Source organism: Desulfitobacterium elongatum, assembly GCF_055378975.1.
Genome location: NZ_AP038772.1, coordinates 1,726,948 through 1,750,967 on the forward strand (window position 1 = coordinate 1,726,948; position 24,020 = coordinate 1,750,967).

A 24,020-nucleotide genomic window follows, 5' to 3' on the forward strand; every position below is an offset into this window, starting at 1 on the left:
CATCGGCAAATTTTAAGAGGGGCTTCCCAAAAAAAATATGGGAAGCCCCTTGCATATCTATAGAATCTCGTTAATCACCCCGGCGGCACATATTGCTGCCAGAAGTCCAAACGCTCCCCAAAACTGTCCGATTCCGTTGATTAGGCTAATCTCAGGGAGCATTCCGGTAAGTACTGTAACCCCTATAGACGCTCCGAGATATCTGCCCAGTTGGATTAAACCACTAAGAACGGTCCTGTCTTCGCTCTTTATGGCATTCTGTGAATTGATAAGGAAGGTTGCCATGATTCCGCCGGTGCACAATCCGATCAATACTTCTAATAGATTAAATACAACCAGATTCCCTATACTGATGGAATAGAGCAGGATTATCGAACATGCTGACATCACTAACCAAAGGAATTTTGTATAAAGACCTGACCTGAACTTAGTTGCAAGCCTGCTGCTGACGAGTAGTCCTACGGAGATACCAAGCATGAAAAGGAGGAGCATCTTACTTTCATCCATCTTGAAGCCTTGTTTACTGAGAATAATTCCGCACAAGGGGAGTAGGGTGACAAGGCCGTACATTACCCCTCCCGCTAGGATAGCACTTATTATGGAGCGTCTGATAATCTTGGCTTTGAGGAATTCCATTTTGATGATAGGGCTATTATGACGATTTTCAATAATGAAAAGTAGGACTGAGGTACTTAAGAGGGCTAGAAGAAGCAATACCCCTCCGATACCCCATTGGCCTTGCTTGCTTAAAGTATTTGAAAGGCTCACGGTAATCACACAGAAGACTCCAAAAATCAGGCCACCTGCAATATCTATCTCAGATGGGTTCATTGAAGACTTGCTTTCCTGATACTTACCGCCTAGGGCAACCAAGAGACTTGACACAATGACCATTCCTAAGTTAAGGAAGAAAATCCAGTCCCAGCCCAACTCTTTGGTGATGTAGCTGCCTAACAGGGGGCTCAGGAGGTTTGCCAAAAGCTGGATAAAGGCAAAAACACCGATCATGTTTCCTCTTTTTTCAGGCGGAAACATATCTGTAACCATGGCCATGGATACAGGAGTAATAATCCCTGCTCCCAAGCCCTGAATCACCCTTGCGCCTATTAAGTGGGCCATATTAGGAGAAAAGCCTCCATATAAGCTCCCTACGGCAAAGATACTCATGCCCAGGATAAAGAATTTTCGTTTACCATAGATATCGGCCAACTTTGAAAATAAGGGGATCGTAGCAATTGAAGCGAGCATGTAACTTGAAAATATCCAACTGTATAAGTTGCTACCTCCGATCTCTGTCACAATGTACGGCAGAGCGGTGGCTAGGATAAGTTGCATCATACTCATCGCAAACATACCAAGGAGTAAGCCGACAAATCCGATCATAGGAACTACCACCTATTCTTCCACTACGATGACAAAGCCTGCATTACCATCCACCCGAATCTTTTGCCCTGTCTTGATTTTCTTCGTGGCGTCCGTGATTCCGACAACTGCAGGAATCCCATATTCTCTGGCAACGACGGTGCCATGTGTCAAGAGACCACCAACTTCCATGACCAAGCCAGCGGCGTTGATGAAAAGGGGTGTCCAGCCAGGGTCTGTAAAAGGAGCAACTAGAATCTCGCCTTTGTTTAGAGAGGTTTTTGCAGGATTGGTGATGACCCGGGCTATTCCTTCGATGACTCCTGCAGATACAGGCATACCGGCTAAGGCGCCCTCAGGGAGGTTCTCTCTCTTATAGCTGGCACTTATTGCTTCCCCTTCACTGGTCAGGACTCGCGGAGCGCTTAACTTGCTGAAGTGCTTGTATTCTTCCCTCCTTTGCTCCACAAGCTTTATCAGGCTTTCCTTATGTTGGAGGGCGTGATAGAGCTCCCAGAGGCCTACGTAGAATACATCCTTTTCTTCTGCAAGCAGTCCTTCACGCACCAAATATTTGGCCTCATCCAGAAAAGCTTTCTTGAATAACAAGATGAGTTTCATGATGAGATATTTTGGATGTTCCCGTGCAGGCAGATGGTTTCTTAGAAGCCGAATGAGTCTTTTTGCTACTTTAGCCTTGAGTTTTCCATGCTTGTTTTCTATTTCTTCTACCAGTGCTTCTGCTGCTTGTTTCGCTCGAGTAATTGTTGCTTGGTATTCTTTTCTGAAGATGCCTTCCTCTGAGGTTCTCACAATAGCCAGGATAGATTTAGCTAAGGGTTCGGGATTTTCTATCCACCGGTCCTTGGCCATATCAATCTCTCCGGCTGCCCTCATGTCATATTTGGACATGAAGGCATTATAAAGTTGCTTGAAATCATCGTTTCCTTTGAGCTTATTAATTCTGAGGTGTAAAGTCGTATAGTCTTCGTTCTCAAACTCTTGGATGAGTTCAGGCGATTTTCTAATGATATCTGCCATATCTCCAGTTAAAAGCCCCATCTCTGTCGTTATATTGCCTTCTAATCCTTTGATGATAAGATCAACATAGTGACGTGTTCCCAGTAGCTTCTGCTCGAGTGCTTCTAGTGCCTTTAGACTGATAATTCCTGGGGCCAAGATGGGAAGGAGTTTCTGGAAATCGTTATAAAAATTGGCGACCTCAGTGATTGCTTGCAACCTTTCGATACCTGGCTTGGCCCTATTGACCGTTTCTTCCGCTTTATTAGTGCGTTCTTCTATATACTCGTTCACGAACGTGATGGTACCTTCCGGTTTCCTATAGGTCACATTCTTAAAAATATTGATGAATATAGGTTGAAAGAATTTCTTTAAAGCCTTTGTTGCCTCCTCATTCTTAGGAATTTGGGTATCAAAGTCTGGTCTATTGACCAGCTCACTTAATGCAGAGGCCATCAAAGCATCGGCATTTTGCATAAAAGCTGTAAGTCTTGTTCTTAACTTTTTGTGCTGTAAAAGCACGCTCATATCTATATAGATCCTACCTGCTGCTGATTTCAAATATTTATAGTCCTCAGAACTTCGAGCCTCACGATCGACGGGAGGAAAAAGTCTCAGTATATCTCGACCAAGAGGGGAGATGGGATCTGTCATGACTTGAAGATGGTTAAAGGAAATATAGGCATGAAGCTCCTCATCGTGTGGTTGCGGCTCAGGTAACGGGAAGAGAGACGTGATGGCACGGCTCTGAACGATATAGAATTTGCCCTTTTCTAGACACCACTCAATATCCTGAGGGCAGCCGTAGTGTTTTTCTATGGCCATGCCGAGCTCAGCTAAGCTCCTTATCTGAAAATCGCTCATGACTTGGCTCGTAGATTTCTCCCCAGTTATCTCGACCTTTTGGGTTCCGCCGCCCTCTATCGGCATAATGGCCAATCGTTTCTCTGCTATGATCGCGCTCTCGATCTGGCTCTTACTCTTTCTGAATTTATAGATGTCTGGGGAAACAAGCCCTGAAACAAGCGCTTCCCCTAAGCCGTAGCTAGCATCTATGGTTAGGATTCCCCTATGTCCTGATACAGGATCAGCAGTAAACATGATGCCGGATACCTCAGGAAGCACCATCTTCTGGATGATGACTGACATTTGAACCGTATCATGTTCAATATTGTTTTGAATCCTGTAGAGTATGGCACGATCTGTAAATAATGAGGCCCAACAGTTTCTGACGCAGTTAAGGAGGAATTTTTCTCCCTTGATATTGAGATACGTGTCCTGCTGACCAGCAAAGGAGGCGAAGGGTAAATCTTCTGCCGTGGCACTGGATCTCACCGCATAATAGAGGTCTGCACCTTCCTTATCAATTGCTTTTATGATTGATTGCTCAACCTGTCCAGGAATCTCCGACAGACTAATTTTTTCCCTGATTTCCTGCCCAATTTGAGTTATAGTATCAAAGCTTGCTTTCCTAATGGCCTGGGCTATGAAATCCGAAAGATTGTTATGCTTGATGAACTCCTTATAGCTTTCAGTCGTAACACAAAATCCGTAGGGAACAGGGAAACCTGCCTTAGTCATCTCACCAAGGTTGGCCCCTTTTCCGCCTACTCGTGGCAAGTCTTTGCTATCAATTTCATTAAAGGAGAGGATGAAGTTCTTATCCATGATCATTACCTCCAACCATTTATTATTTAACGCCGTTTAGAAATATATCGATTAACTGATTCCTTAATGTAGACACATCCATGGGCTCATTCGCGTATAAACTAGCAATAAGGTAGCTTCTTGCGAGAAATTGAAAACTCCTTGCTAACACTAAGGCGGGAATATCCCCTCTGATTTCCTTATTCTCCTGTGCTTCATTCATGATTTCTAATACGAAATTTTCTAGTCCGCTTCGTTGAGGATTATCGAACGGATTGTTGTCTAATAAGGTTCGCATTCTAAATTTTAGATAGATTGTTCCTAACTCCAAATCGTTGGCCAATATATGATCTGTTATGAAGTCCAGTAGGAAATTAAGCCTGGCCTGTATCCCCTGAATCTCCTTCAGACGTATTCTGAACTCCTGGCCGTAATCAGCGATGATTGACTGGAAATAGGCGATCAGTATCGATTCCTTGTCTTGAAAGTAATTGTACAGAGTCCCTTTGGATATATCGGCTATTTCTGCTATTTTTTCCATGGAGGTTTTATCGAAGCCATTCTCCTTAAACAAATCGACTGCACAGTCAATGATGTTTAAACGTGTTTCTTCCTTTTTGCGCGCTCGTCTATTCATTGAGGTTGATCCTCCTTAATCATTATTAGACACGGTATAATATTATACTATCTATAAAATTATACCGTGTCTAATAATATGTCAAGAAGAGTATAGCTAGCTCTGTTCTTATGAAAAAAATTATGGTAAAATTTTGAGGTATATGGCGTATAAAGGAGGAAATGTAAATGAGAAAAATTTGGGTACTCCATGGCGCCAACATGAATTTGCTTGGTAGACGAGAGCCGGATAAGTATGGGACTCAAACACTTGATGAGATTAACCGAGATTTGCTTCAAAAGGCTGAAGCCGCGGGAATTCCTATCCAAGTAGAGCAAAGCAACTTCGAAGGGGAGCTGATCCAGTGGATTCACCAGATGAATCAGCAGGATTTTTTAATTATTAATCCTGGTGCCTGGACACATTATAGTTATGCGATTCGTGATGCAATAGCTGGGGTGCAAGTTCCTGCAATTGAAGTGCATCTATCGAATGTTCATGCCCGAGAAGAATTTCGCAAGAATTCCGTGATTGCTCCGGTTTGTATCGGACAAATATCCGGTTTGGGAAGGAAAAGCTATACTTTAGCAATGCACTATGCCCTTGAGTTTTTAGAAAAGTAGTCTCTGTAAGCATGACCTTCAGAGAAAATTTTAGATTTTATGTCACTCAATGAAAGGGGTTTGGTCATATGAGTCGTTTAACAAAGTTAAGGGAGAAAATGCAGGAAGAAAATCTTGATGGATTCATCATTGCTTCTCCGGAAAATCGGAGGTATATGAGTGGGTTCACAGGTACGAGTGCGATGCTAGTAATTCTGCTTAAGAAAGCGTATTTACTCACTGATTTTCGCTACATAACGCAAGCAACTTCACAAGCCCCAGACTTCGAAGTCGTCGATGCGGGAGCTGATTTTTACCAGTCGGCGAAGGAACTCACTCAAGGGGCAGAACGGATCGGCTTCGAGGAAGATTACACCACGTATGCGATGTATCTAAAATTGAAAGATGCAGTTGCACATGCTGAGTTACTCGAAAAGGCTAACCTCCTCACCGGATTACGTTCGGTGAAGGAACCTGAAGAACTTGATACGATTCGGCAAGCGGTGAAGATTGCGGATGATGCCTATGCTCATATCTTGAAATTCGTTGATTTTGGACAGACTGAGCAAGAAATTTCGCTTGAGCTAGAATTTAATATGAGAAGAGCAGGCGCCAGTGGCGGATCCTTTGATTTTATCGTCGCTTCCGGATGGAGAGGGTCTATGCCTCATGGAGTTGCAAGCTCAAAAACCCTTCAACGAGGTGAACTTTTGACACTGGATTTTGGTGCGGTATACCAGGGGTATTGTTCAGATATTACCCGTACGTTTGCTTTAGGTGAACCAGATGAGAAACAACGCGAAATCTATGAGATTGTACTTCAAGCGAATAAAGCTGCGATTGCGGCAATTAAGCCGGGGTTAAAGGGTAAAGAAGTGGATGCAGTTGCCCGGCAGATCATCGAAGAGGCAGGTTATGGCAACTACTTCGGACATGGCCTGGGACATTCCGTAGGACTTGCCATCCATGAAAGTCCACGTTTCAGCCTTCGAGAAGAGCAGATGATCGAGCCAGGTATGGTTATTACGGTAGAACCGGGTATTTATCTGCCCGATTGGGGTGGAGTCCGAATCGAAGATATGATAGTTGTGACAGAAAACGGTTGTGAGGTCTTGACACAAGCGCCAAAGGAGTTCATTATTATTGAGTGATTCTTTGCGGATTTTGGCCAAATATCGTCTTATTTGCTAGTTATAGGTCTTGACCCATCCAAGTAATTCTGTTTCGAATGGGACAAGCTAAATAAAAATGAAAGTTTAGGAGGATAATTTATATGATTTCATCCAATGAATTTAAGACTGGTGTAACCATTGAAGTGGATAACGATGTTTATACGATTGTTGAGTTCCAGCATGTTAAGCCTGGAAAAGGTGCGGCCTTCGTTCGTACCAAGTTAAAGAATGTTAAAACGGGTGGCGTTGTTGAGCGCAAATTTAACGCGGGTGAGAAAGTGCCGAAGGCGCATGTCGAACGTCGTGATATGGAGTATCTCTATAAAGATGGGGATCTTTTTGTCGTCATGGACAATGAATCCTATGAGCAAACCTCACTCACTGATGCTCAAATCGGAGATGGAGTAAAATGGCTTAAGGAAAATATGAAACTGGGTGTTCTGTTCTTTAATGGGAATGTCATCGGTGTAGATGTTCCTAATACGGTTCAGTTAAAGGTTACCCAAACTGAACCCGGTGTACGCGGTGATACGGCAACTGGCGGTACCAAACCTGCTACTTTAGAAACCGGCGCTATCGTAAACGTTCCTTTCTTCGTCAATGAAGGTGAAGTGCTGATTATTGATACCCGTACCGGAAACTACGTACAACGTGCTTAGAACCTAAGTAAGTTTCCTCAATTAGCGAATCATAATTCCTCCTTTAGGGAAACCTTTTGTTATAGAAAGGCTCGCCCAGAGGAGGTTTTTTGTTGTTATGAAGCTAAGTGTTATTCCCTTAGGTGGTACGGGTGAAATTGGTAAAAACCTTTTAGTCTTCGAATATGGCGATTCCATCGTCGTGATTGACGGTGGGGTAAAATTTCCTGATGATGAACTATTGGGTATCGATTTGGTCATCCCGGATATTACTTATCTAGAAAAACGTAAGGAAAAAGTCAAAGGAATCTTTATTACGCATGGTCATGAGGATCATATCGGCGGACTTCCCTTTATCCTTCCTAAACTTCAGGTTCCCGTGTATGCAACTAAACTGACCATCGGCTTAGTTCGTGCCAAACTCCAGGAGCGTGGAGGATATCCTGAAGAATTGCTTCGAGTAATTGACCCAGGACAACCCATCAAAGCGGGAGATTTTGAGGTGGAAGCCTTTCGGGTCACCCACAGTATTCCAGATGCCGTAGGCTATGGACTACTGAGTCCGGTGGGTCGGGTTATCTATACAGGAGATTTCAAAGTGGACTATACTCCAATCGATGGGCAGGAAATGGATTTAGGAAAGCTTGCTGCCTGGGGGCAGGAAGGAGTTATTGCACTGCTCTGTGACTCGACTAATGCAGAGCGAGCCGGATCTACCCTGTCAGAAAAAGTGGTGGGTAAGACATTAAGAGATGCATTTTCGCGAGCCGAAGGAAAAATTATCATGGCCACTTTTGCCTCGAATGTCCACAGAATCCAACAAGCAGTCGACGCAGCTGCCGAACTTGGCCGTAAGATCTGTGTGGTCGGCAGGAGTATGGAAGCAGTCGTCAGTACCTCTCGTGACCTGGGATACCTACACCTTCCTGACCCCGATATGTTGATTGAAGCAAGTTCAGTGAATGAAGTCCCTGCATCACGGCTGCTCATCTTAAGCACCGGGAGCCAAGGAGAGCCCCTTGCAGCACTCACACGGATGGCAACGGGTAGTCATAGACAAGTGAACGTTTCACCCGGAGACACTGTTGTGATTTCAGCAACGCCGGTCCCAGGAAATGAAAAGTTAATCGGTCGGACAATTAACCATCTCTTCCAGATCGGGGCGGAAGTCTTCACGAAGGATATGGGACTTGTTCATGTTTCTGGTCATGCAAGTCAGGAGGAAATGAAACTGATTATTCGTTTAACCCGTCCTAAGTTCCTAATCCCTCACCATGGTGAGGTCAGACATCAAGCAGCTTTCCGTAAGATTGGAAACCTCATGGGTTATGATGATAAAAAGATTGCCATGACACAGCTCGGCTCACGAGTTGTACTCTCCAGCGACACGATGGATATCGCAGAACGGGTTGAATCCGGAAGTGTATATGTTGACGGACTTGGAATCGGGGATGTAGGTCAAATCGTTCTCCGGGATCGTCAACAGCTTGCCAAGGATGGAGTTGTCGTTGTTGTCGCTGCACTCAGCAAGGGACATCCTACTACGCTCGTTTCCGGTCCGGATATCATCTCGCGCGGTTTTACCTTTATGAAGGAAGCAGAGGAATTGGTCGAGGGTGCGAAAAAGGTTGTAGCTTCATCCATTGAAGCCCAACTTCAACGTGAACGCTGGGAATGGGGAGTGCTTCGGGGCGCGGTCCATGAATCCCTAAGTCAGTACCTCTGGGATAAAACCCGCAGACGGCCAATGATATTGCCGGTGCTGATGCAGTTTTAGATTTTTAAGCGAAAGAGCCACAACGTTCTTTCGCTTTTTCTATGTACTTTTTTACGAAACCAGACCAGAAAAGCATGTCTAAAACGTAACGCTCGGACATACCTTTTTAACAAAGGGGGACAGCATCGTGTCGTTACGTTACTCTTTACATCCCATAAAAATGGACCCTGAGCCAAGTCGTGCTCGAGAAGAGATAAATCTTAGTACAAATTCAACGGGTTGGGAAAGCATTGCCCGATGGTTTGGAGATCACCTTCGCGAGATCTTAGAACAAATAAGTGGAGCCAAGCTCAAGGACATCGAGGAAATTCGAATCCGAATTGGCAAACCCCTCCTGCTCCTGGGCAGTCGACATGAGCTTTTCATCGATCGTCAAGGAAAATCCGTCTCATCAGAAAAAGCTTACCGAATCGAACGAGAAGATCTCTTGCAAACCCTTGAACGAATGACCCAAAGTTCCCTTTATGCGGCTGAGGAAGAAATGAAACAAGGCTTTCTAACCTTGCCAGGAGGACATCGAGTGGGCATAACAGGGGAAGCCATCATGAAAGATGGTGACCTCCAAACTCTAAAGCACATTTCGGGATTGAATGTAAGGGTTGCTCAGGAGATTCAAGGGAGAGCAGTTCTACTTTTACCGAAGCTTTTAAAGTCGGACGGCGTGCTTTGCCATACATTAATCCTCTCTCCTCCTCGTGCAGGGAAGACCACTCTTTTGCGGGATTTAATTCGAAACTTAAGTGATGGGAACCCCGCCTTAAGCTTGCGAGGGCAAACGGTGGGTGTAGTCGATGAACGAGGAGAACTCGCGGGAATGTGGCAGGGTATCCCTGCCTATAACCTGGGATGTCGGACTGATGTCTTGGATGGTTGCCCGAAGCGGCTAGGAATCAGTATGCTGGTTCGCTCAATGTCACCCAGTGTGGTGGCTGTAGATGAGTTAGGACATCCACAAGATGTGGAAGCTGTACTCGATGCTCTCCGGACCGGAGTGAGGGTATTAAGCACAGCCCATGCCTCGAGCTTAGAAGAAGCACTTGAACGTCCATTCTTGAAGGAACTGTTTGCTTATAGTGTATTTGAACGCGTCATTGTCCTAAGTCGTAGACGAGGGCCAGGAACTGTAGAAGCCATCTATGATCTAAAAAATCAGCAGAGAATAGCATTTGACCTACAGGGCAAGGGGGGGTGAATCGTGATTATTCTAGGATCCTTCATTTTAATTCTTGGGTGCGGAAGTCTGGGCCTGTATCTAGCTGCTCGAATTCGAAAAAGACCTGTGGAATTGAGAGAATGTCTTACTGCCCTGACCCTTTTGGATACGGAGATTTTCTGGGGGGGAACTCCCTTACCTGAAGCGTTTTCAATCTTGAAGGAGAGAACAGATGGAGCTTGGCCGAGCTTTTTCTCCGAGCTTGAACACCGTCTGCAAGACGGGGAGGGGGCTAATCCAGCCTGGAAGGCAACGATAGCGCATCAGATGAAAAATTTTTGCTTGAAACCTGAGGATTGGCAGGTGATACAAGACGTAGGGAAGGGTTTAGGACGCTCCGATCGACATGAACAACATAAGCAGATCGAACTTGTTAAACAACAGGTTGCCTTGGTAAAAGAGCATGCAAGCCAATGGGCTGAAAAGCAGGCGAAAATGTGGTCCTATCTTGGATTCCTGGGGGGCATCGCTGGGGTCATTTTCTTAATCTAGAGCAACGAAAGAGGAGGGAGATTATGAATTTCTACATGATCATGAAAATTGCCGGTATTGGGCTACTCGTTGGAATCCTCGTCATGGTGCTTGAACAGGCCAATCGGAAGGATATCGGACAATTGACGGTTTTAGCTGGATTAGTTGTTGTACTCTATATCGTCGTTCAAGCGGTAGCCGATCTCTTTAGCCTGGTTCAAAGCGTATTTCAGATCTACTAGGGAGGCCTGATTGTGGAAATTTGGCAGATTGTAGGGCTCGCCTTAATCGTTGCTGTCATCTCAGTTGTGTTAAAGCAGTTTCGTAAGGAAATCGCGCTTCAACTCACTATTTTGACAGGTGCTGTTATCTTCATGCTCATTTTGGGCAAGATCAAGATTATTATCGACTTGCTCCAGAACCTTGCGGACCAAGCCAATATCAGTTCCTATTATCTGTTAATTGTCCTGAAGATTGTAGGGGTCGCCTATCTTGCTGAGTTCGGTGCAGATATCTGCAGGGATGCAGATGAAAAGGCCTTGGCGACAAAGATTGAAATCGCGGCGAAAGTCGGAGTTCTTGTTCTCGCGATTCCCATTATCGTAGCGATACTCGAGTCCCTAATGCGACTCGTACCGTGAGGTGAAAAAATGCAGCGGTTAATTCGGATTTTTCTTCTCTTTTTTTTATTCTGGAGTGGGACAACTCCTCAGCTCGTCTGGGCAGAAGGAGAACCCCCATTAGGAGTAACCCCAATTCAAGTCGAGGTGAACCCAGGGAACTTGGATTCCAATAGCGAAGGCTCAGTGGATCTTTCTAAGAAAGTTGATATCACTGAGGTGCGTGGATTTTTGGAACAGATCGATCAAGATGTCAAAGAATCTATGCCAGACTTCTCCCTCACGAAGATGTTTGATGATCTCAGGCATGGGCAACTTGATCTCCATCCTGAGAAATTGGGTAAGGATCTGCTCTCTTTTCTCGGACAGGAAATTCTTAAAAGCGCTCCCTTGATCGGAAAACTCATAATTCTTGCAGTATTGACCGCAGTTCTTCAGCAGCTTCAAACGGCGTTCAGCGGAGGAGGGGTGGGTAAGTTAGCGCAAGCGCTCGCCTATCTGGTTCTCATGGGAATTGCCCTGGCGACGTTTCAAGTAGCTATTGATCTCGCGAAAGACTCGATTCAAAAGATGACGGGTTTCATGCAAACCCTTTTACCGGTCATGATGACGTTGCTTGTAGCCATGGGAAATTTGACGACCGCCGCGTTATTTAAACCTATGGTCTTAGGAAGCTTAACCTTTCTGGCGACGTTAATTATGAATGTTGTCTTACCCCTGTTTTTTCTAGCAGCTGTCTTAAAGCTGTTCAATCACATTTCGAGTGAATTCAAGTTGAGTAAACTTGCTGGGCTTCTTGAATTCACTGGGAAATTGAGTTTAGGCATTATTATGACGGTCTTTATCGGAGTAATGGCGGTCCAAGGTGTCACAGGTGGAGTAGCGGATGGGGTTGCGCTTCGAACTGCGAAATACTCGGCTGATCTCATTCCTGTCGTAGGAAAGTTCTTCAAGGATGCGGTAGAACTCGTTGTAACTTCCGGTCTCTTGTTAAAAAATTCGCTTGGAATCGTAGCCATTCTTGCGATCGCATTAATCTGTATAGGACCCGTCATTAAAATTGTCGCCATGATTTTAGTGTTCCGAATCTCCTCGGCCTTGATTGAGCCCCTCGGGCAACAGGACTTAGCAGATACTCTACAGGATATGTCCAAAAGTCTTATTTTTATCTTCGCCTCAGTAGCTTCGGTAGCGATTATGTTCTTCATGACGGTTGCGGTCGTTGTCGGGTCAGGCAATTTGACAGTGATGCTTCGATGAGGGGGTGAAATAGTGGAAAGCTTGCGAACGTTGGTCCGAAATCTAGCCATCATCTTACTCCTTGCGAGTTTTTTGGAAATGATGCTGCCCTCAAAATCCATGCAAGGTTTCGTGAAATTGGTCATGGGATTGTTCGTCATTTCGGCCATTTTAACCCCGATTACTTCTTTCCTCCATATGCCACTTGAAATGTCTATTCCGGCTTGGACAGAAACTGCTGCCCGGGATATGCCAGTACTCGCTTCCGGGAAAGTGAATTCAGAAATCGGCAAGGATGCAGTCCAGGAACAATTCAAAGCGATTATAAAAAATCAGGTTAAGGCCATAGCACTAGGGATTCCAGGGGTAAAGCAAGTTGAGGTTGAAGTTGAATTGTCTGAGGGTGCAGGTGGCTTAACAGATCAACCCCGCATCACACAGATCGCGATACAAATCGATTCGAATGCTCTAGAGATAAAGCCTGTGGAAGAGGTAGTCATAGGGAAGGGAACATTAGAAGGACAGAAACTTTCCTCAACCGCAATCGAAGTTCGTGAAAAGGTTGCAGCCTTCATGCAAGTAGCCGTCGAGAAGGTTAGCGTTGAAGAGAAGTAGTAGAGAAAGGTATGTATCGAAAGAAAAAAGGAGGCGTATTTCATGAATCTTTTTCAGGATATTTCCCCTAAAGTGTTAATCCCCGTCGCAGCCGTTGTACTTGCTGTCGCTCTGATTTCGTTTGGAAAGGGAACAGGTGAAAAGGCAAACCCGATTGCTCAGCCTGTAGCGCAGAGTACTTCTTCTGATACCACACGGATCGGAAACTTGGAAAAAGAAATGGAAAAAAAGTTGGTGCAGAATCTCCAACAAATGACTGGAGTCGGAAGTGTTCAAGTCTCTGTGACCTTTTCTTCCAGCCTAAAATCAGACTATGCGACGAACGGAAGCGTAACCAAGAAAACCACGAAAGAATCGGATAAAAGTGGTGGTATCCGTGAATCGACAGAAGTGACCGAAAATAATCAACTTGTCATGCCTAATGGTGCAAGCCAACCGGTTATCGTCATGGAAGAAAGACCTACTGTAGCTGGGATATTAATCATCGCAGAAGGAGCAAGTGACCCGAAAGTTCGGGAGAATATTCATAATGCGGTACGGACCCTTCTCGATATCCCGTCAAGTAAGATTAATGTCCAACCCATGGGAGGAGTATGATGAAAATTTTCGTGCTTCGGCGTTGGGTAGAATTATCTAAGGGGCAAAAGTTTAGAAGAGGCATTGCAGGGGCGCTGGGGGTCAGTATTCTGGGTTTTTCACTCTGGTTTGCTTTGACTTCTGATGCACCTTCTGGTTTCTCGGGTATTGATAGTTTGCCAGTAAATGCTCAGGTAGGGGATACTAATATTGAATTTACTTCGGAGATGGTCAAGCCTGTACCCCAAGGGGAGGACTATTTCGTAAATTATCGACTGCAACGTGAAGTGACCCGTCAAGAGGCCAAGACGATGCTTTTACCCCTTCTTAATTCAAGTGTAACGAAAACAAAAGAAGAAGCTCAACAAAAGTGGCTGGAGCTTTCTCAAAAAATTGAAAAAGAAGATCAAGTCGAAAACTTACTGAGAATCAAAGGCTTTCAAGATGCCGTTGTTGACGTCAGTAAAAATGGGGTCAACGTGATTGTATTTATCCCGACTCTGGCTCGAGATGAAGTCCGTTTAATTCAAGACATCGTTGGACGGGTAACCAGTGTTCGAATTGATCAAATTTATATTTCTTTTAAGAAGTAGGTAGAAGGCAGACTCAGTTTGTTGTAAAATAGTCGAAGGGATTTTGAATTTTGCGTCCTAGGTTGAGAGAGCGGGGTCTAAAGAAATGTGTAAGATACTTGTGGTAGATGATGCGAGCTTTATGCGCCTCATGATTCGCCAGATTCTATCCAGTTCGACTGATCTGGAGATTATCGAAGCGGAAAATGGAGAAGTTGCTCTCGAATTGTTTCAAACCCATCATCCCGATTTAGTTTTTCTGGATATTACTATGCCTGTTCGGGATGGGCTTTCTACACTCTCTGAGATTTTAGAGGTTGATCCCAATGCAAAAGTTATCATGTGTAGTGCTATAGCCCAAGAGAGTGTGGTTTTGGATGCTCTCAAAATGGGAGCTATTGATTTCGTGATCAAACCGTTTCGCCGCAACCAGCTTTTGGACGTGGTCGATAAATACTTGTCTAACGGTTAACAGCATGATTCAAATTTAATTTTTTGACAAAACTAAGTATAACGACTTTGAGGCTGTAATTGAGCCTCTTTTTCTTTTGTTTTTAAATGATACTGTATACTTACGCCTGTTTCATTGAAAAAGGGATATCTGCTCCATATAATAATAATAAGCCAAAGAGGGTATATGTGGTAAAATTCAGATGAGAGGGGTCAATGTTCTGATGAAACCGGTTAGAATTACCGATACAACTCTACGTGATGCGCATCAAAGCCTTTGGGCAACCCGGATGCGGACAGAAGACATGCTACCCATCTTATCTGCACTAGATGAAGTGGGCTATCATTCTCTTGAAGTTTGGGGAGGGGCAACGTTTGACGTCTGCCTTCGCTTCCTAGGGGAGGATCCTTGGGAACGGTTAAGGACAATCAAGCAACACGTCAAGAAGACTCCTCTACAGATGTTACTCAGAGGACAATCCCTAGTGGGCTATCAACATTATCCCGATGATGTCGTACGTGAATTTGTGCAACTCAGTGTGAAGAACGGAATCGATATTATCCGGATTTTTGATGCTTTAAATGATGTCCGCAATATGGTCGTACCCATCGAGGCAGCTAAAGAAGCGGGGGCCCATGTTCAGGCTGCAGTGGTTTATACGGTAAGTCCGGTTCATACTATTGAACACTATTTGGAGACTGCAAAAGCCCTTGTTAATCTGGGAGCAGACTCGATATGCATTAAAGACATGGCGGGTTTATTAACCCCAATGCGTGCTTATAAATTAGTTAGTCTACTCAAGCAAGAACTAGGAGTAATGATTCAACTGCATACCCATTATATCGGCGGAATGGGTACAATTGCTTATGTGAAGGCGGCAGAAGCTGGAGTGGACGTAGTTGATACTGCGAGTGTCCCCCTGGCCTTTGGGGCGAGTCAACCTCCGGTAGAACTTGTAGCCAGAGCTTTACAGGATTTTGAATTCTCTCCGGAACTCAATATTCAACAGCTCTTTAACATTGCTAATTATTTTGAAACTCTACGGAGAAGCAGGGGCTTCGATCGAGGAATTACCCGGATCTCAGATATGCGCGTATTCGAGCATCAGGTCCCAGGAGGAATGATTTCTAATCTAGTTTCCCAATTAGAGGAACAACGCGCTCTAAACCGAATTAATGAGGTGCTTGACGAGATACCCCGAGTTAGGGCAGAATTGGGGTATCCCCCTTTGGTAACGCCAACCAGCCAAATTGTGGGAACTCAGGCAGTATTAAACGTGTTGAGCGGGGCAAGATATAAATTAGTGCCAGAAGAAGTCAAAGCTTATGTCCGTGGGCTTTATGGCAAACCTCCAGCACCTATCGACCTTGTGATACAGAAGAAAATTATTGGAGATGAAGAAACTCTAACAATTCGACCTGCAGATAAATTAGCACCTGGTCTTGAAAAAGCAGAACAGGAGACTAAAGGATTAGCTCAATCACGTGAAGATATTTTGAGTTATGCATTATTTCCTCAGGTGGCAAAGAAATTCTTTATAGAGAGACAGAAGGGGGTTGTGGTTTCTATACAGAATCCACCAAGCCCTGCTTCGAAGGAGGACCCAAAAATGAATTTACAAGAAATTAAGGAACTGATTAAAATTCTAGGGGACACGGAAATCACTGAACTCAATCTTGAGAGTGAAGGGGTAAAGATGTCGATTAAAAAGGGAAATGCTGCGATTCCTGCATCGGCAGTTCCTGTACTAGCGACGGTTACAGCTCCTGTACCTCAGGTTGCTCCAAGTGCTCCTGTGGCACCCGCAGTAGCTGCTGTGCCCCAGATAACTCTGGAAGTAACTGAGCCCATCGTGAATAAAAATTTGGAGTATATCAAGGCCCCGATGGTTGGAACCTTCTACCGTTCGCCCTCTCCTGAGGCACCTTCATTCGTAGAGTTAGGACACAATGTAAAAGCCGGACAATCGGTTTGTATCATTGAGGCGATGAAGCTTATGAATGAGATTGAAGCAGAAATAGAGGGTAAGATCGTTGAAATCTATGTAGAGAATGGTCAACCTGTAGAATTTGGGCAACCTCTGTTTGCCGTTGAAAAATGAGGAGATAGGCATGTTTAAAAAAATTCTAATTGCCAATCGTGGAGAGATCGCACTCCGTATTATTCGGGCGTGCCGGGAAATGGATATAGAAACCGTTGCGGTCTTTTCAGAAGCGGATCGGGATGCTTTGCATGTGAGAGCAGCAGATCAAGCGGTATGTATTGGACCCCATGCCACTGCAAAGAGCTATTTAAACATTCCAAATATAATCAGTGCCGCTGAACTTACCGGAGTGGATGCAATTCACCCCGGTTATGGTTTCTTATCAGAGAATGCACGATTCGCAGAGATCTGCGAATCGTGTGGAATTACATTTATAGGACCGTCACCTCGTGCAATTGAGATCATGGGGGATAAGGCAACCGCCCGCAAGACGATGATCGAAGCTGGGGTACCCGTCGTTCCGGGATCGAAGGAAATCATCAAGGATTTAGACGAAGCTGCTATCATTGCACAAGAGATCGGATATCCTGTCATGATTAAAGCCTCCGCCGGGGGCGGGGGAAAGGGAATGCGTATAGCACAAAACCCTAAAGAATTGGTGAAGTCCATTCAGGCTGCACAGTCTGAAGCTCAAGCCGCCTTTGGGAATCCCGAAACTTACTTGGAAAAGTACGTAGAAGAACCTCGACATATTGAATTTCAGATCTTAGCGGACAAACATGGTCAAGTGATCCATTTAGGGGAACGAGATTGCTCCCTGCAACGCCGTAACCAAAAGCTTCTCGAAGAAGCCCCTTCCAGTGCACTCACCCCAGAACTCCGCAAGGCGATGGGAGATGCAGCGATTAAGGCAGCTCATGCTGCGAATTATTCAAGTGCGGGTACCATCGAGTTTCTGCTTGATAAGCATGGTGATTTTTACTTCATTGAGATGAACACTCGGATTCAAGTGGAACACCCAGTCACAGAATTAGTGACGGGGATTGATCTCCTTAAAGCACAGATCAGAGTCGCTGCTGGAGAACCGTTAGGAATTAAGCAAGAAGATGTTCAGATTCGAGGCTGGGCGATCGAGTGTCGAATTAACGCCGAGAATCCAGATAAAAACTTTATGCCCTCTCCCGGAACAATCGAATTCTATCATGTTCCCGGTGGCCCTGGAGTTCGTGTCGATAGTGCAGCTTATCAGGGATATACCATCCCTCCCTATTATGATTCCATGGTAGGCAAGCTCATCGTCTGGGGTGCCGACCGTGAAGAAGCCATCCAACGCATGAGACGCGCCCTGGAAGAATTCGTCATCGAAGGAATCCATACCACGATTCCCTTCCACCTCAAAGTCCTTGATAATGCTTTCTTCCGCAGAGGGGAAGTTTATACGAACTTTATTCAGAGACGGATTCTAGGAGAATAATATTGTAAGCCGAAGATGTGCAAGTCGAGTTACGTTACAGGCGCTCGGAATTACGCTCGCAGACCAAACTAAGGGCGAAACTGCTTGATGCAAGCTGCGGGGTACCCGCCTAAATCGACATCCCGATAGTCGGACGAGACTATCGCACTTGTTTGTCTCGTAGGCGGCGAGTCACAACCCTTCGCCGTTGAGCTATTATATTCTGCAGGTAGCTTGGGGCGAAAGCATCCACTGGATACTTTCGTCGTGTAACTCGCCCCGCAGTCTCGGGAGCAGTTTAGCCCAAGTTTGGGGGCTGCTCGCGAAGAAACCTCGTTTTTGTAATCGTAACTCACTTTGCAGAAAGGCTTGCAAGACGCTATGTAAGGGACCAACCCAGACAATAATCTTGCGAAACCGCCAAAGGATTTTGTTTTGCAATATGGAACGGCTTCTAAGCGAGCGGAAACCGAACTTCGCGAAAAGGTCACAGCGGAGACGGGTTGGAAACACGACGTTTCCAACCGGCCACGAGGCATGGACGCCGATTTGGCCGGGGACCCGTCGGAGCGGAGAACTTGAGCGATTAGTTCGGTCCGTACAGCTTATTGAGTGAACGTTGTAAAACAAAATCCTGGAGACATTACTTACGACGATATAATCACAATATGATTCACCTTTGCCAGCACTTGTTTCTTTTGCTATAATTGACGAAGAAACTAACGGATAATTTAGGATATGAGGTGAAGATATGGAAAAACCAAACATAGAGAATTCCCTCGGTGCGATTCGGATAGCTGATGAAGTCGTTGAAATAATTGCAGGTTTAGCTGCTTCAGAAGTAGAAGGAGTAGCAGGGATGAGCGGGGGCTTTGTTGGAGACCTTGCTCAGATGCTCGCTCGTACCAAAAATCATGCCAAAGGGGTCAAGGTAGAAGTCGGTGAACAGGAAGCTGCGGTTGATCTCTTCCTGGTCGTAGACTATGGGGTGTCCATACCTAATGTTTCCTTGCGAGTTCAGGAAGCGGTTAAAGAAGCGATTGAAAGTATGACAGGTCTGAACGTAGTTGAGACGAATGTTCATATTCAGGGCGTGAATTTTAAACCTGCCCCAGAACTGAAAGATGACGAAGTATTGCGGGTAAAATAGTTGAAGCGGATTACCCCCTCTGGAGTGCCAGGGGGGGTAAACAACTGTTGGGTGGTGGAAGATGTGTTGGCTTACGTTGTAGGTACCTTTTTTGTGGTCATATCAGGTTGGATCCTTGCGATTGCAACAGGATGGAGCCTCCCTTACGATGTTTTACTTCAGGGTCTGTATTGGTTAAGGGCCCATTCTTGGGAGAGTTTAGTTCTAGCGATATGTTTCTTAATCGTAGGGATTCTTCCATTTCTCAGACCCCGAAAAACCATCGAGCTATCCTTTCGAACCTCCTCAAAGTGGGGTGAGGTCCGGGTTACAATGGAAGCACTAGGGGATATTATTTCTCGAAGTGCTCACGAAATGACTGGAGTGCGACTTGTTCAGCCTGTTCTCAGACAACGGGAGGATGGTTTAGAAATTCAACTGAATTGCCAACTCAATCCAGAAGTGGTTATCCCTGAAATGTCTGATGAACTTCAAAAGCGTATTAGAGAAGACGTGGAACGCTATACCGGAATTAAAGTAGCTGAGGTGAAAGTGTTGGTGCGTAGATTTGAAAATGCTCAATCTGCCCAACCCGCACGCGTCCGATGAACGGGTTTTGGTCAGAACTAGGGATGAAAATAACACGCTTTTTCCTCTGGGCACTCGAGGAACATCCAGGCAAACTGATTGGGACTGCAGCAGGATTCATTCTTGGGCTACTGGTTGTTGTCTTAGGCTTCTGGAAAACCTTAGCACTATCTTTGTTCGTCCTCATCGGATTGCTTTTAGGAAAACGACACGACGATCATAAAAAGCTCTTCGATTGGATGGACCGCTTTTTTAGTTAACGAGAGAAAACTATTACTACTCAAAAAAACTCTACATTAAAAATTATTCTAGGAGGAACCCCATGAGCCGCAGATTAGCACGTGAAACAGCGTTGCAAGTCTTGTTTCAATTGGATATGGCAGGAGATAAGTTGGATAATGTGACAGTTGTCCGCAAGTGGGCTGAAGAATTTGCTGTGCCAGAAACGAGTATTCCTTTTGCTCAAGAATTAGTAGAAGGAACATTAGCACATATGGAAGATATTGATGCGAAGCTTGGTCAACTATCAGAAGGCTGGGCGTTAACCCGTATGGCAAATGTAGATCGTAATCTTTTACGGTTGGCCTGTTATGAGATTCTTTATCGTGAGGATATCCCAGGACGAGTAACTATCAATGAAGCTCTAGAAATCGCGAAACGTTATGCCAGTGAAGAGTCAGGTAAATTTATCAATGGAATCTTAGACCGCGTTGTAGAAAGTGTAAATAAGAAGGAAGAGAAGAAGTAATGTCACTTTATCTTGGGATAGACACAAGTGCTTATACGACTTCTTTAGCCATCGTTAATCATCGGGCTGAGCTCGTTTGGGAAACCAGAAGGGTTCTAGAGGTTCCACGTGGGGAGAGAGGGCTAGCTCAATCAGCAGCCCTTTTTCAACATGTGCAGAATCTTCCACAGCTCATCGCTAAGATCCCAATGGAATTATGGGAGTCAGTTTCTGGAATTGGAGTGAGCGTTACCCCACGTCCTGTTTTGGGATCGTATATGCCTGTTTTCACCCCGGGTTATGGTATTGCTGCTTCCTTAGCCTCCGGTTTGCGGATTCCACTTTTGCAGACCAGCCATCAAGAAGGGCATTTAGCAGCAGGAATTATTTCTAGTCAACTTCCTAAACGAAGCCATTTTCTTGCCGTTCATATATCAGGAGGAACGACCGAGTTGCTCGACGTTCGACAATCAGAACCTGGGAAGCTTGGTATAGAGATTTTGGGGGGAACAACAGATCTGCATGCTGGACAGTTTATTGATCGAATTGGAGTCCGTTTGGGCCTGCCTTTTCCAGCCGGAAAAAGCTTAGAGGGACTCGCTCAACAGGCCAACCCTAAAGCTGCGTCTTGGTTGCCCTCAGCTGTTAGAGGATTTGAAGTTAGTTTTTCTGGAGTGGAAACTGCTGCCCAGCGCTTGATAGATCAGAAAAAGGAGCCCTCTGATGTGGCTAGGGCCGTTGAAGGGTGTGTTGCCCGTACCATGACTAAGCTGATTCAAGCAGGCTTAGAGAAAACGGGACTGACACAGGTTCTAATCGTCGGGGGGGTAGCATCAAACCGCTTTATCCGTACTGAGTTGGAAAAAAGAGTCTCAAAGAAGGCTGAATTGTTCTGGGCAGAGCCTGATTGGAGTCGAGATAATGCAATAGGTGTCGCGATTCTTACTTCAGAACATCTAGTCTGCTAATGCAGGCTTTTTCCACAAATGTGCAGGGCTTTTTTCAGTTTATGATGCAGGAAATTGTCATAATCATATCGAATAGTAAGAAAGTTATAAGATATAGGACTTTAAGGAGGAGTGTAAGTGTACCGGGTAGTCAAAAGAAGACAGCTAGCTCAAGCCCCTTCCATCGTTTTGTTGGAAGTTGAAGCTCCGGCAGTCGCTGCAAAGGTTCAGGCAGGTCAATTCGTTATCGTCCGAATGGATGAACATGGCGAGCGAATCCCGCTTACCGTCATGGATTTTGATAGGAAAAAAGGTACAATCACGATAGTAATCCAGGATGTCGGTTATTCTTCTGCTATGATTAACCAAATGGAAGAAGGCAGTTACTTCAAGGATTTCGTTGGTCCATTAGGTGTAGCTTCTGAAATCGAAAATTATGGTACTGTTGTTTGCATCGGCGGAGGTTTGGGTGTAGCACCCGTTTATCCGATTGCTAGAGCGCTGAAAGAGGCTGGAAATAAAGTAATTTCTGTTATTGGAGCACGGACAGCTGAACTGCTCATCCTCGAGGAGGAAATGCGCGCTGTCAGTGATGAACTCGTCATTGCAACGGATGATGGAAGCCGTGGAGTCAAGGGATTTGTCACAACTGCTTTAGCACAGATTCTTGATCAAGGAACAAAAGTGGAAGCCATTTGGGCCATCGGGCCGGTTGTCATGATGAGATCAGTGGCTAATTTTACTCGTCCTCTTGAAATTAAAACAATTGTCAGCATGAATCCAATCATGGTTGATGGAACCGGTATGTGTGGCGCTTGCCGCGTAAGTGTCGGTTCAGAGACCAAATTTGCTTGCGTTGACGGCCCTGAGTTTGATGCTCATCTCATCGATTTTGATTTAGCAATGCAACGTTTGAATTTCTATAAGAATGAAGAAGAACGCGCTAAATTTGGTAATGACTGTGATTGCGGAAAGGGGGAGCACTAATGGCCTTGAAAGTTCCGCGTCATGATATGCCTTGTCAAGACCCGCAAGTGCGTGCTCATAACTTTGAAGAGGTCGCCTTGGGTTACACTCGGGAAATGGCAATTGAAGAAGCACAACGTTGTTTACAATGTAAAAACCCAAAATGTGTTCAAGGTTGCCCTGTTAATATTTCAATTCCTGATTTTATTAGTAAAATCGTTGAAGAAGACTTCCTAGGAGCCGCACAAGTCCTTAAAATGAGCAGCTCACTACCTGCTGTCTGTGGTCGAGTATGTCCTCAAGAAAGTCAATGTGAAGCAAGGTGTATCGTAGGAATCAAGGGTGAGCCTGTGGCTATCGGTCGTCTTGAGCGTTTTGCTGCCGACTTTGAAATCCAAAGTGGGGCTTCGAAAGCTGACATTCCGGAATCAACGGGCAAACGAGTTGCGATTATTGGAGCAGGTCCTGCTGGTTTAGCCTGTGCGAGTGATCTAGCAAAAGCAGGCCACAAAGTCACGATTTTTGAAGCCTTGCACGTTGCGGGTGGAGTTTTGATGTACGGAATTCCTGAATTCCGTCTACCAAAGGATATCGTTCAGACTGAAATCCGTAACTTAGAAGCTCTGGGTGTTGAAATCCTAGTTAACCAAGTTGTGGGTAAAGTTACATCTGTTCATGAATTATTGGAAAACGGTTATGATGCAGTATTTATTGGAACTGGAGCTGGACTCCCCTATTTCTTAGGAATCCCCGGGGAGAACTTGAATGGAGTCTACTCTGCTAATGAGTTCCTTACCCGTACCAACCTGATGAAAGGGTATAAGTTCCCTGAGTATGCAACTCCGGTTAAAGTGGGTAAGCGCGTAGCCGTTTTCGGAGCTGGAAACGTAGCTATGGATGCTGCTCGTACAGCTCTTCGTTTAGGTGCAGAAGAGGTTAGTATTGTTTATCGCCGCTCCCGTGCTGAAATGCCTGCACGTCATGAAGAGCTAGAACATGCGGAAGAAGAAGGAGTGAATTTCCAACTTCTCACAAACCCAGTTTCTATCGAGGGAGACGACAAAGGGGCTGTAAGAGCTCTGACTTGCTTGCGCTATGAGCTTGGTGAGCCTGATGCTTCAGGACGTCGTTCCCCGGTTGCTATCCCTGGTTCAGAATTTGAACTTCCTATGGATACCGTTGTTGTTGCGATCGGACAAGGACCTAACCCATTGGTAACACAATCTACAGCAGGGCTTGAACTCAACAAGCGTGGAAATATCGTGGCCAATGAAGAAACGCTTGAAACCTCCATTCCTGGAGTATTTGCTGGTGGAGATATCGTAACTGGCGCTGCTACCGTTATCTTAGCGATGGGCGCTGGTAAAAAAGCTGCTGCAGGAATCGATGCATATCTGAAGCAAAAATAAAATACAACGAAGTTTTTAGTAAAAAATTAAAGTAAATTATAAGAAGCATGCTTACAAGAGAAATTTCTCGTAGGTATTGCTTCTCTTATTTTCTGTCTTTGTTATTATTTATTTTTTTGCTAAAGTTAAATTGAATCATCTGAATTATAGAAAAAATACTGCTTGATATATTATCCATTTGAAAGGGAATTCAGTACGAAATGGAGAATAATAACCTGTATAGAGG

General features: G+C 45.0%; 25 protein-coding genes. 22 read left to right on the forward strand and 3 right to left on the reverse strand.

Annotated elements, in window-relative coordinates; genetic code table 11:
* Nucleotides 1-57: 57 nt before the first annotated feature.
* Genes ACZ42W_RS08225 through ACZ42W_RS08235 form a run of 3 tightly spaced genes read right to left on the reverse strand, consistent with a single transcriptional unit; the run spans nt 58 to nt 4,666 of the window.
* On the reverse strand, nt 58-1,383 hold the full coding sequence (locus ACZ42W_RS08225) for an MFS transporter (protein ID WP_464169886.1): 1,326 nt from the start codon (nt 1,381-1,383) through the stop codon (nt 58-60).
* Between the two features lie 12 nt (nt 1,384-1,395).
* A complete protein-coding gene (locus ACZ42W_RS08230) occupies nt 1,396-4,050 on the reverse strand; it encodes a phosphoenolpyruvate synthase (RefSeq protein WP_464169888.1) in 2,655 nt (884 codons plus the stop codon).
* Nucleotides 4,051-4,072: 22 nt separating this feature from the next.
* Nucleotides 4,073-4,666: a TetR/AcrR family transcriptional regulator gene (locus ACZ42W_RS08235; protein WP_464169890.1), complete on the reverse strand. Its 594-nt coding sequence runs from the start codon at nt 4,664-4,666 to the stop codon at nt 4,073-4,075.
* 167 nt (nt 4,667-4,833) lie between these two features.
* Here ACZ42W_RS08235 and aroQ point away from each other — a divergent pair, with 167 nt between their 5' ends.
* The 22 genes from aroQ (at nt 4,834) to gltA (ending at nt 23,794) form a co-directional block, all read left to right on the forward strand.
* Entirely contained in the window at nt 4,834-5,268 is a 435-nt protein-coding gene (aroQ, locus tag ACZ42W_RS08240) for a type II 3-dehydroquinate dehydratase (RefSeq protein WP_464169892.1), read from the forward strand.
* Nucleotides 5,269-5,336: 68 nt separating this feature from the next.
* Nucleotides 5,337-6,398, forward strand: a complete 1,062-nt coding sequence (locus ACZ42W_RS08245) for a M24 family metallopeptidase (RefSeq protein WP_464169894.1) — start codon at nt 5,337-5,339, stop codon at nt 6,396-6,398.
* Between the two features lie 122 nt (nt 6,399-6,520).
* Complete coding sequence (gene efp / locus ACZ42W_RS08250; protein ID WP_464169896.1) at nt 6,521-7,078, forward strand: elongation factor P; 558 nt, start codon at nt 6,521-6,523, stop codon at nt 7,076-7,078.
* Nucleotides 7,079-7,175: 97 nt separating this feature from the next.
* Nucleotides 7,176-8,834: a ribonuclease J gene (locus tag ACZ42W_RS08255; RefSeq protein WP_464169898.1), complete on the forward strand. Its 1,659-nt coding sequence runs from the start codon at nt 7,176-7,178 to the stop codon at nt 8,832-8,834.
* 127 nt (nt 8,835-8,961) lie between these two features.
* Nucleotides 8,962-10,026 (forward strand): stage III sporulation protein AA, encoded by a 1,065-nt coding sequence (gene spoIIIAA, locus ACZ42W_RS08260; protein ID WP_464169900.1) that lies wholly within the window; start codon nt 8,962-8,964, stop codon nt 10,024-10,026.
* A gap of 3 nt (nt 10,027-10,029) precedes the next feature.
* A complete protein-coding gene (locus ACZ42W_RS08265; RefSeq protein WP_464169902.1) occupies nt 10,030-10,539 on the forward strand; it encodes a stage III sporulation protein AB in 510 nt (169 codons plus the stop codon).
* A 23-nt stretch (nt 10,540-10,562) separates the two neighbouring features.
* Nucleotides 10,563-10,760, forward strand: a complete 198-nt coding sequence (spoIIIAC, locus tag ACZ42W_RS08270; protein ID WP_464169904.1) for a stage III sporulation protein AC — start codon at nt 10,563-10,565, stop codon at nt 10,758-10,760.
* 12 nt (nt 10,761-10,772) lie between these two features.
* A complete protein-coding gene (gene spoIIIAD / locus ACZ42W_RS08275) occupies nt 10,773-11,159 on the forward strand; it encodes a stage III sporulation protein AD (RefSeq protein WP_464169906.1) in 387 nt (128 codons plus the stop codon).
* Nucleotides 11,160-11,168: 9 nt separating this feature from the next.
* Entirely contained in the window at nt 11,169-12,398 is a 1,230-nt protein-coding gene (gene spoIIIAE, locus ACZ42W_RS08280) for a stage III sporulation protein AE (RefSeq protein ID WP_464169908.1), read from the forward strand.
* A gap of 12 nt (nt 12,399-12,410) precedes the next feature.
* Entirely contained in the window at nt 12,411-12,992 is a 582-nt protein-coding gene (gene spoIIIAF, locus ACZ42W_RS08285; RefSeq protein ID WP_464169910.1) for a stage III sporulation protein AF, read from the forward strand.
* Nucleotides 12,993-13,034: 42 nt separating this feature from the next.
* A complete protein-coding gene (locus tag ACZ42W_RS08290; protein ID WP_464169912.1) occupies nt 13,035-13,589 on the forward strand; it encodes a stage III sporulation protein AH in 555 nt (184 codons plus the stop codon).
* Complete coding sequence (locus tag ACZ42W_RS08295) at nt 13,589-14,161, forward strand: SpoIIIAH-like family protein (RefSeq protein WP_464169914.1); 573 nt, start codon at nt 13,589-13,591, stop codon at nt 14,159-14,161. The genes ACZ42W_RS08290 and ACZ42W_RS08295 overlap by 1 nt, the downstream gene beginning before the upstream one ends.
* Nucleotides 14,162-14,246: 85 nt before the next feature.
* On the forward strand, nt 14,247-14,612 hold the full coding sequence (locus tag ACZ42W_RS08300; RefSeq protein ID WP_464169915.1) for a response regulator: 366 nt from the start codon (nt 14,247-14,249) through the stop codon (nt 14,610-14,612).
* Nucleotides 14,613-14,814: 202 nt separating this feature from the next.
* Nucleotides 14,815-16,692, forward strand: coding sequence for an acetyl-CoA carboxylase biotin carboxyl carrier protein (accB, locus tag ACZ42W_RS08305; protein ID WP_464169917.1), 1,878 nt, complete (start codon nt 14,815-14,817; stop codon nt 16,690-16,692).
* Between the two features lie 10 nt (nt 16,693-16,702).
* Entirely contained in the window at nt 16,703-18,049 is a 1,347-nt protein-coding gene (accC, locus tag ACZ42W_RS08310; RefSeq protein WP_464169919.1) for an acetyl-CoA carboxylase biotin carboxylase subunit, read from the forward strand.
* A gap of 730 nt (nt 18,050-18,779) precedes the next feature.
* Nucleotides 18,780-19,178: an Asp23/Gls24 family envelope stress response protein gene (locus ACZ42W_RS08315; RefSeq protein ID WP_464169921.1), complete on the forward strand. Its 399-nt coding sequence runs from the start codon at nt 18,780-18,782 to the stop codon at nt 19,176-19,178.
* 63 nt (nt 19,179-19,241) lie between these two features.
* On the forward strand, nt 19,242-19,766 hold the full coding sequence (gene amaP, locus ACZ42W_RS08320) for an alkaline shock response membrane anchor protein AmaP (RefSeq protein WP_464169923.1): 525 nt from the start codon (nt 19,242-19,244) through the stop codon (nt 19,764-19,766).
* Nucleotides 19,763-20,005 (forward strand): DUF2273 domain-containing protein, encoded by a 243-nt coding sequence (locus ACZ42W_RS08325; protein WP_464169925.1) that lies wholly within the window; start codon nt 19,763-19,765, stop codon nt 20,003-20,005. Before amaP ends, ACZ42W_RS08325 begins: the two co-directional genes overlap by 4 nt.
* A 62-nt stretch (nt 20,006-20,067) precedes the next feature.
* Nucleotides 20,068-20,493: a transcription antitermination factor NusB gene (gene nusB / locus ACZ42W_RS08330; protein WP_464169927.1), complete on the forward strand. Its 426-nt coding sequence runs from the start codon at nt 20,068-20,070 to the stop codon at nt 20,491-20,493.
* Entirely contained in the window at nt 20,493-21,440 is a 948-nt protein-coding gene (locus tag ACZ42W_RS08335; protein ID WP_464169929.1) for a Kae1-like domain-containing protein, read from the forward strand. Before nusB ends, ACZ42W_RS08335 begins: the two co-directional genes overlap by 1 nt.
* A 117-nt stretch (nt 21,441-21,557) precedes the next feature.
* Nucleotides 21,558-22,406 carry a sulfide/dihydroorotate dehydrogenase-like FAD/NAD-binding protein gene (locus ACZ42W_RS08340; protein WP_464169932.1) on the forward strand — a complete coding sequence of 283 codons (849 nt, stop codon included), beginning with the start codon at nt 21,558-21,560 and terminating at the stop codon, nt 22,404-22,406.
* Nucleotides 22,406-23,794, forward strand: coding sequence for an NADPH-dependent glutamate synthase (gltA, locus tag ACZ42W_RS08345; RefSeq protein ID WP_464169934.1), 1,389 nt, complete (start codon nt 22,406-22,408; stop codon nt 23,792-23,794). The genes ACZ42W_RS08340 and gltA overlap by 1 nt, the downstream gene beginning before the upstream one ends.
* Nucleotides 23,795-24,020: the final 226 nt, after the last annotated feature.

Bases quoted from the DNA above. Each gene is read 5' to 3' on its own strand.
- ACZ42W_RS08225 (WP_464169886.1), bottom strand. From the start codon at position 1,383: ATGATCGGATTTGTCGGCTTACTCCTTGGTATGTTTGCGATGAGTATG.
- ACZ42W_RS08230 (WP_464169888.1), bottom strand. From the start codon at position 4,050: ATGGATAAGAACTTCATCCTCTCCTTTAATGAAATTGATAGCAAAGAC.
- ACZ42W_RS08235 (WP_464169890.1), bottom strand. From the start codon at position 4,666: ATGAATAGACGAGCGCGCAAAAAGGAAGAAACACGTTTAAACATCATT.
- aroQ (WP_464169892.1), top strand. From the start codon at position 4,834: ATGAGAAAAATTTGGGTACTCCATGGCGCCAACATGAATTTGCTTGGT.
- ACZ42W_RS08245 (WP_464169894.1), top strand. From the start codon at position 5,337: ATGAGTCGTTTAACAAAGTTAAGGGAGAAAATGCAGGAAGAAAATCTT.
- efp (WP_464169896.1), top strand. From the start codon at position 6,521: ATGATTTCATCCAATGAATTTAAGACTGGTGTAACCATTGAAGTGGAT.
- ACZ42W_RS08255 (WP_464169898.1), top strand. From the start codon at position 7,176: ATGAAGCTAAGTGTTATTCCCTTAGGTGGTACGGGTGAAATTGGTAAA.
- spoIIIAC (WP_464169904.1), top strand. From the start codon at position 10,563: ATGAATTTCTACATGATCATGAAAATTGCCGGTATTGGGCTACTCGTT.
- spoIIIAE (WP_464169908.1), top strand. From the start codon at position 11,169: ATGCAGCGGTTAATTCGGATTTTTCTTCTCTTTTTTTTATTCTGGAGT.
- ACZ42W_RS08290 (WP_464169912.1), top strand. From the start codon at position 13,035: ATGAATCTTTTTCAGGATATTTCCCCTAAAGTGTTAATCCCCGTCGCA.
- ACZ42W_RS08295 (WP_464169914.1), top strand. From the start codon at position 13,589: ATGAAAATTTTCGTGCTTCGGCGTTGGGTAGAATTATCTAAGGGGCAA.
- ACZ42W_RS08300 (WP_464169915.1), top strand. From the start codon at position 14,247: ATGTGTAAGATACTTGTGGTAGATGATGCGAGCTTTATGCGCCTCATG.
- accB (WP_464169917.1), top strand. From the start codon at position 14,815: ATGAAACCGGTTAGAATTACCGATACAACTCTACGTGATGCGCATCAA.
- accC (WP_464169919.1), top strand. From the start codon at position 16,703: ATGTTTAAAAAAATTCTAATTGCCAATCGTGGAGAGATCGCACTCCGT.
- ACZ42W_RS08315 (WP_464169921.1), top strand. From the start codon at position 18,780: ATGGAAAAACCAAACATAGAGAATTCCCTCGGTGCGATTCGGATAGCT.
- ACZ42W_RS08325 (WP_464169925.1), top strand. From the start codon at position 19,763: ATGAACGGGTTTTGGTCAGAACTAGGGATGAAAATAACACGCTTTTTC.
- nusB (WP_464169927.1), top strand. From the start codon at position 20,068: ATGAGCCGCAGATTAGCACGTGAAACAGCGTTGCAAGTCTTGTTTCAA.
- ACZ42W_RS08335 (WP_464169929.1), top strand. From the start codon at position 20,493: ATGTCACTTTATCTTGGGATAGACACAAGTGCTTATACGACTTCTTTA.
- gltA (WP_464169934.1), top strand. From the start codon at position 22,406: ATGGCCTTGAAAGTTCCGCGTCATGATATGCCTTGTCAAGACCCGCAA.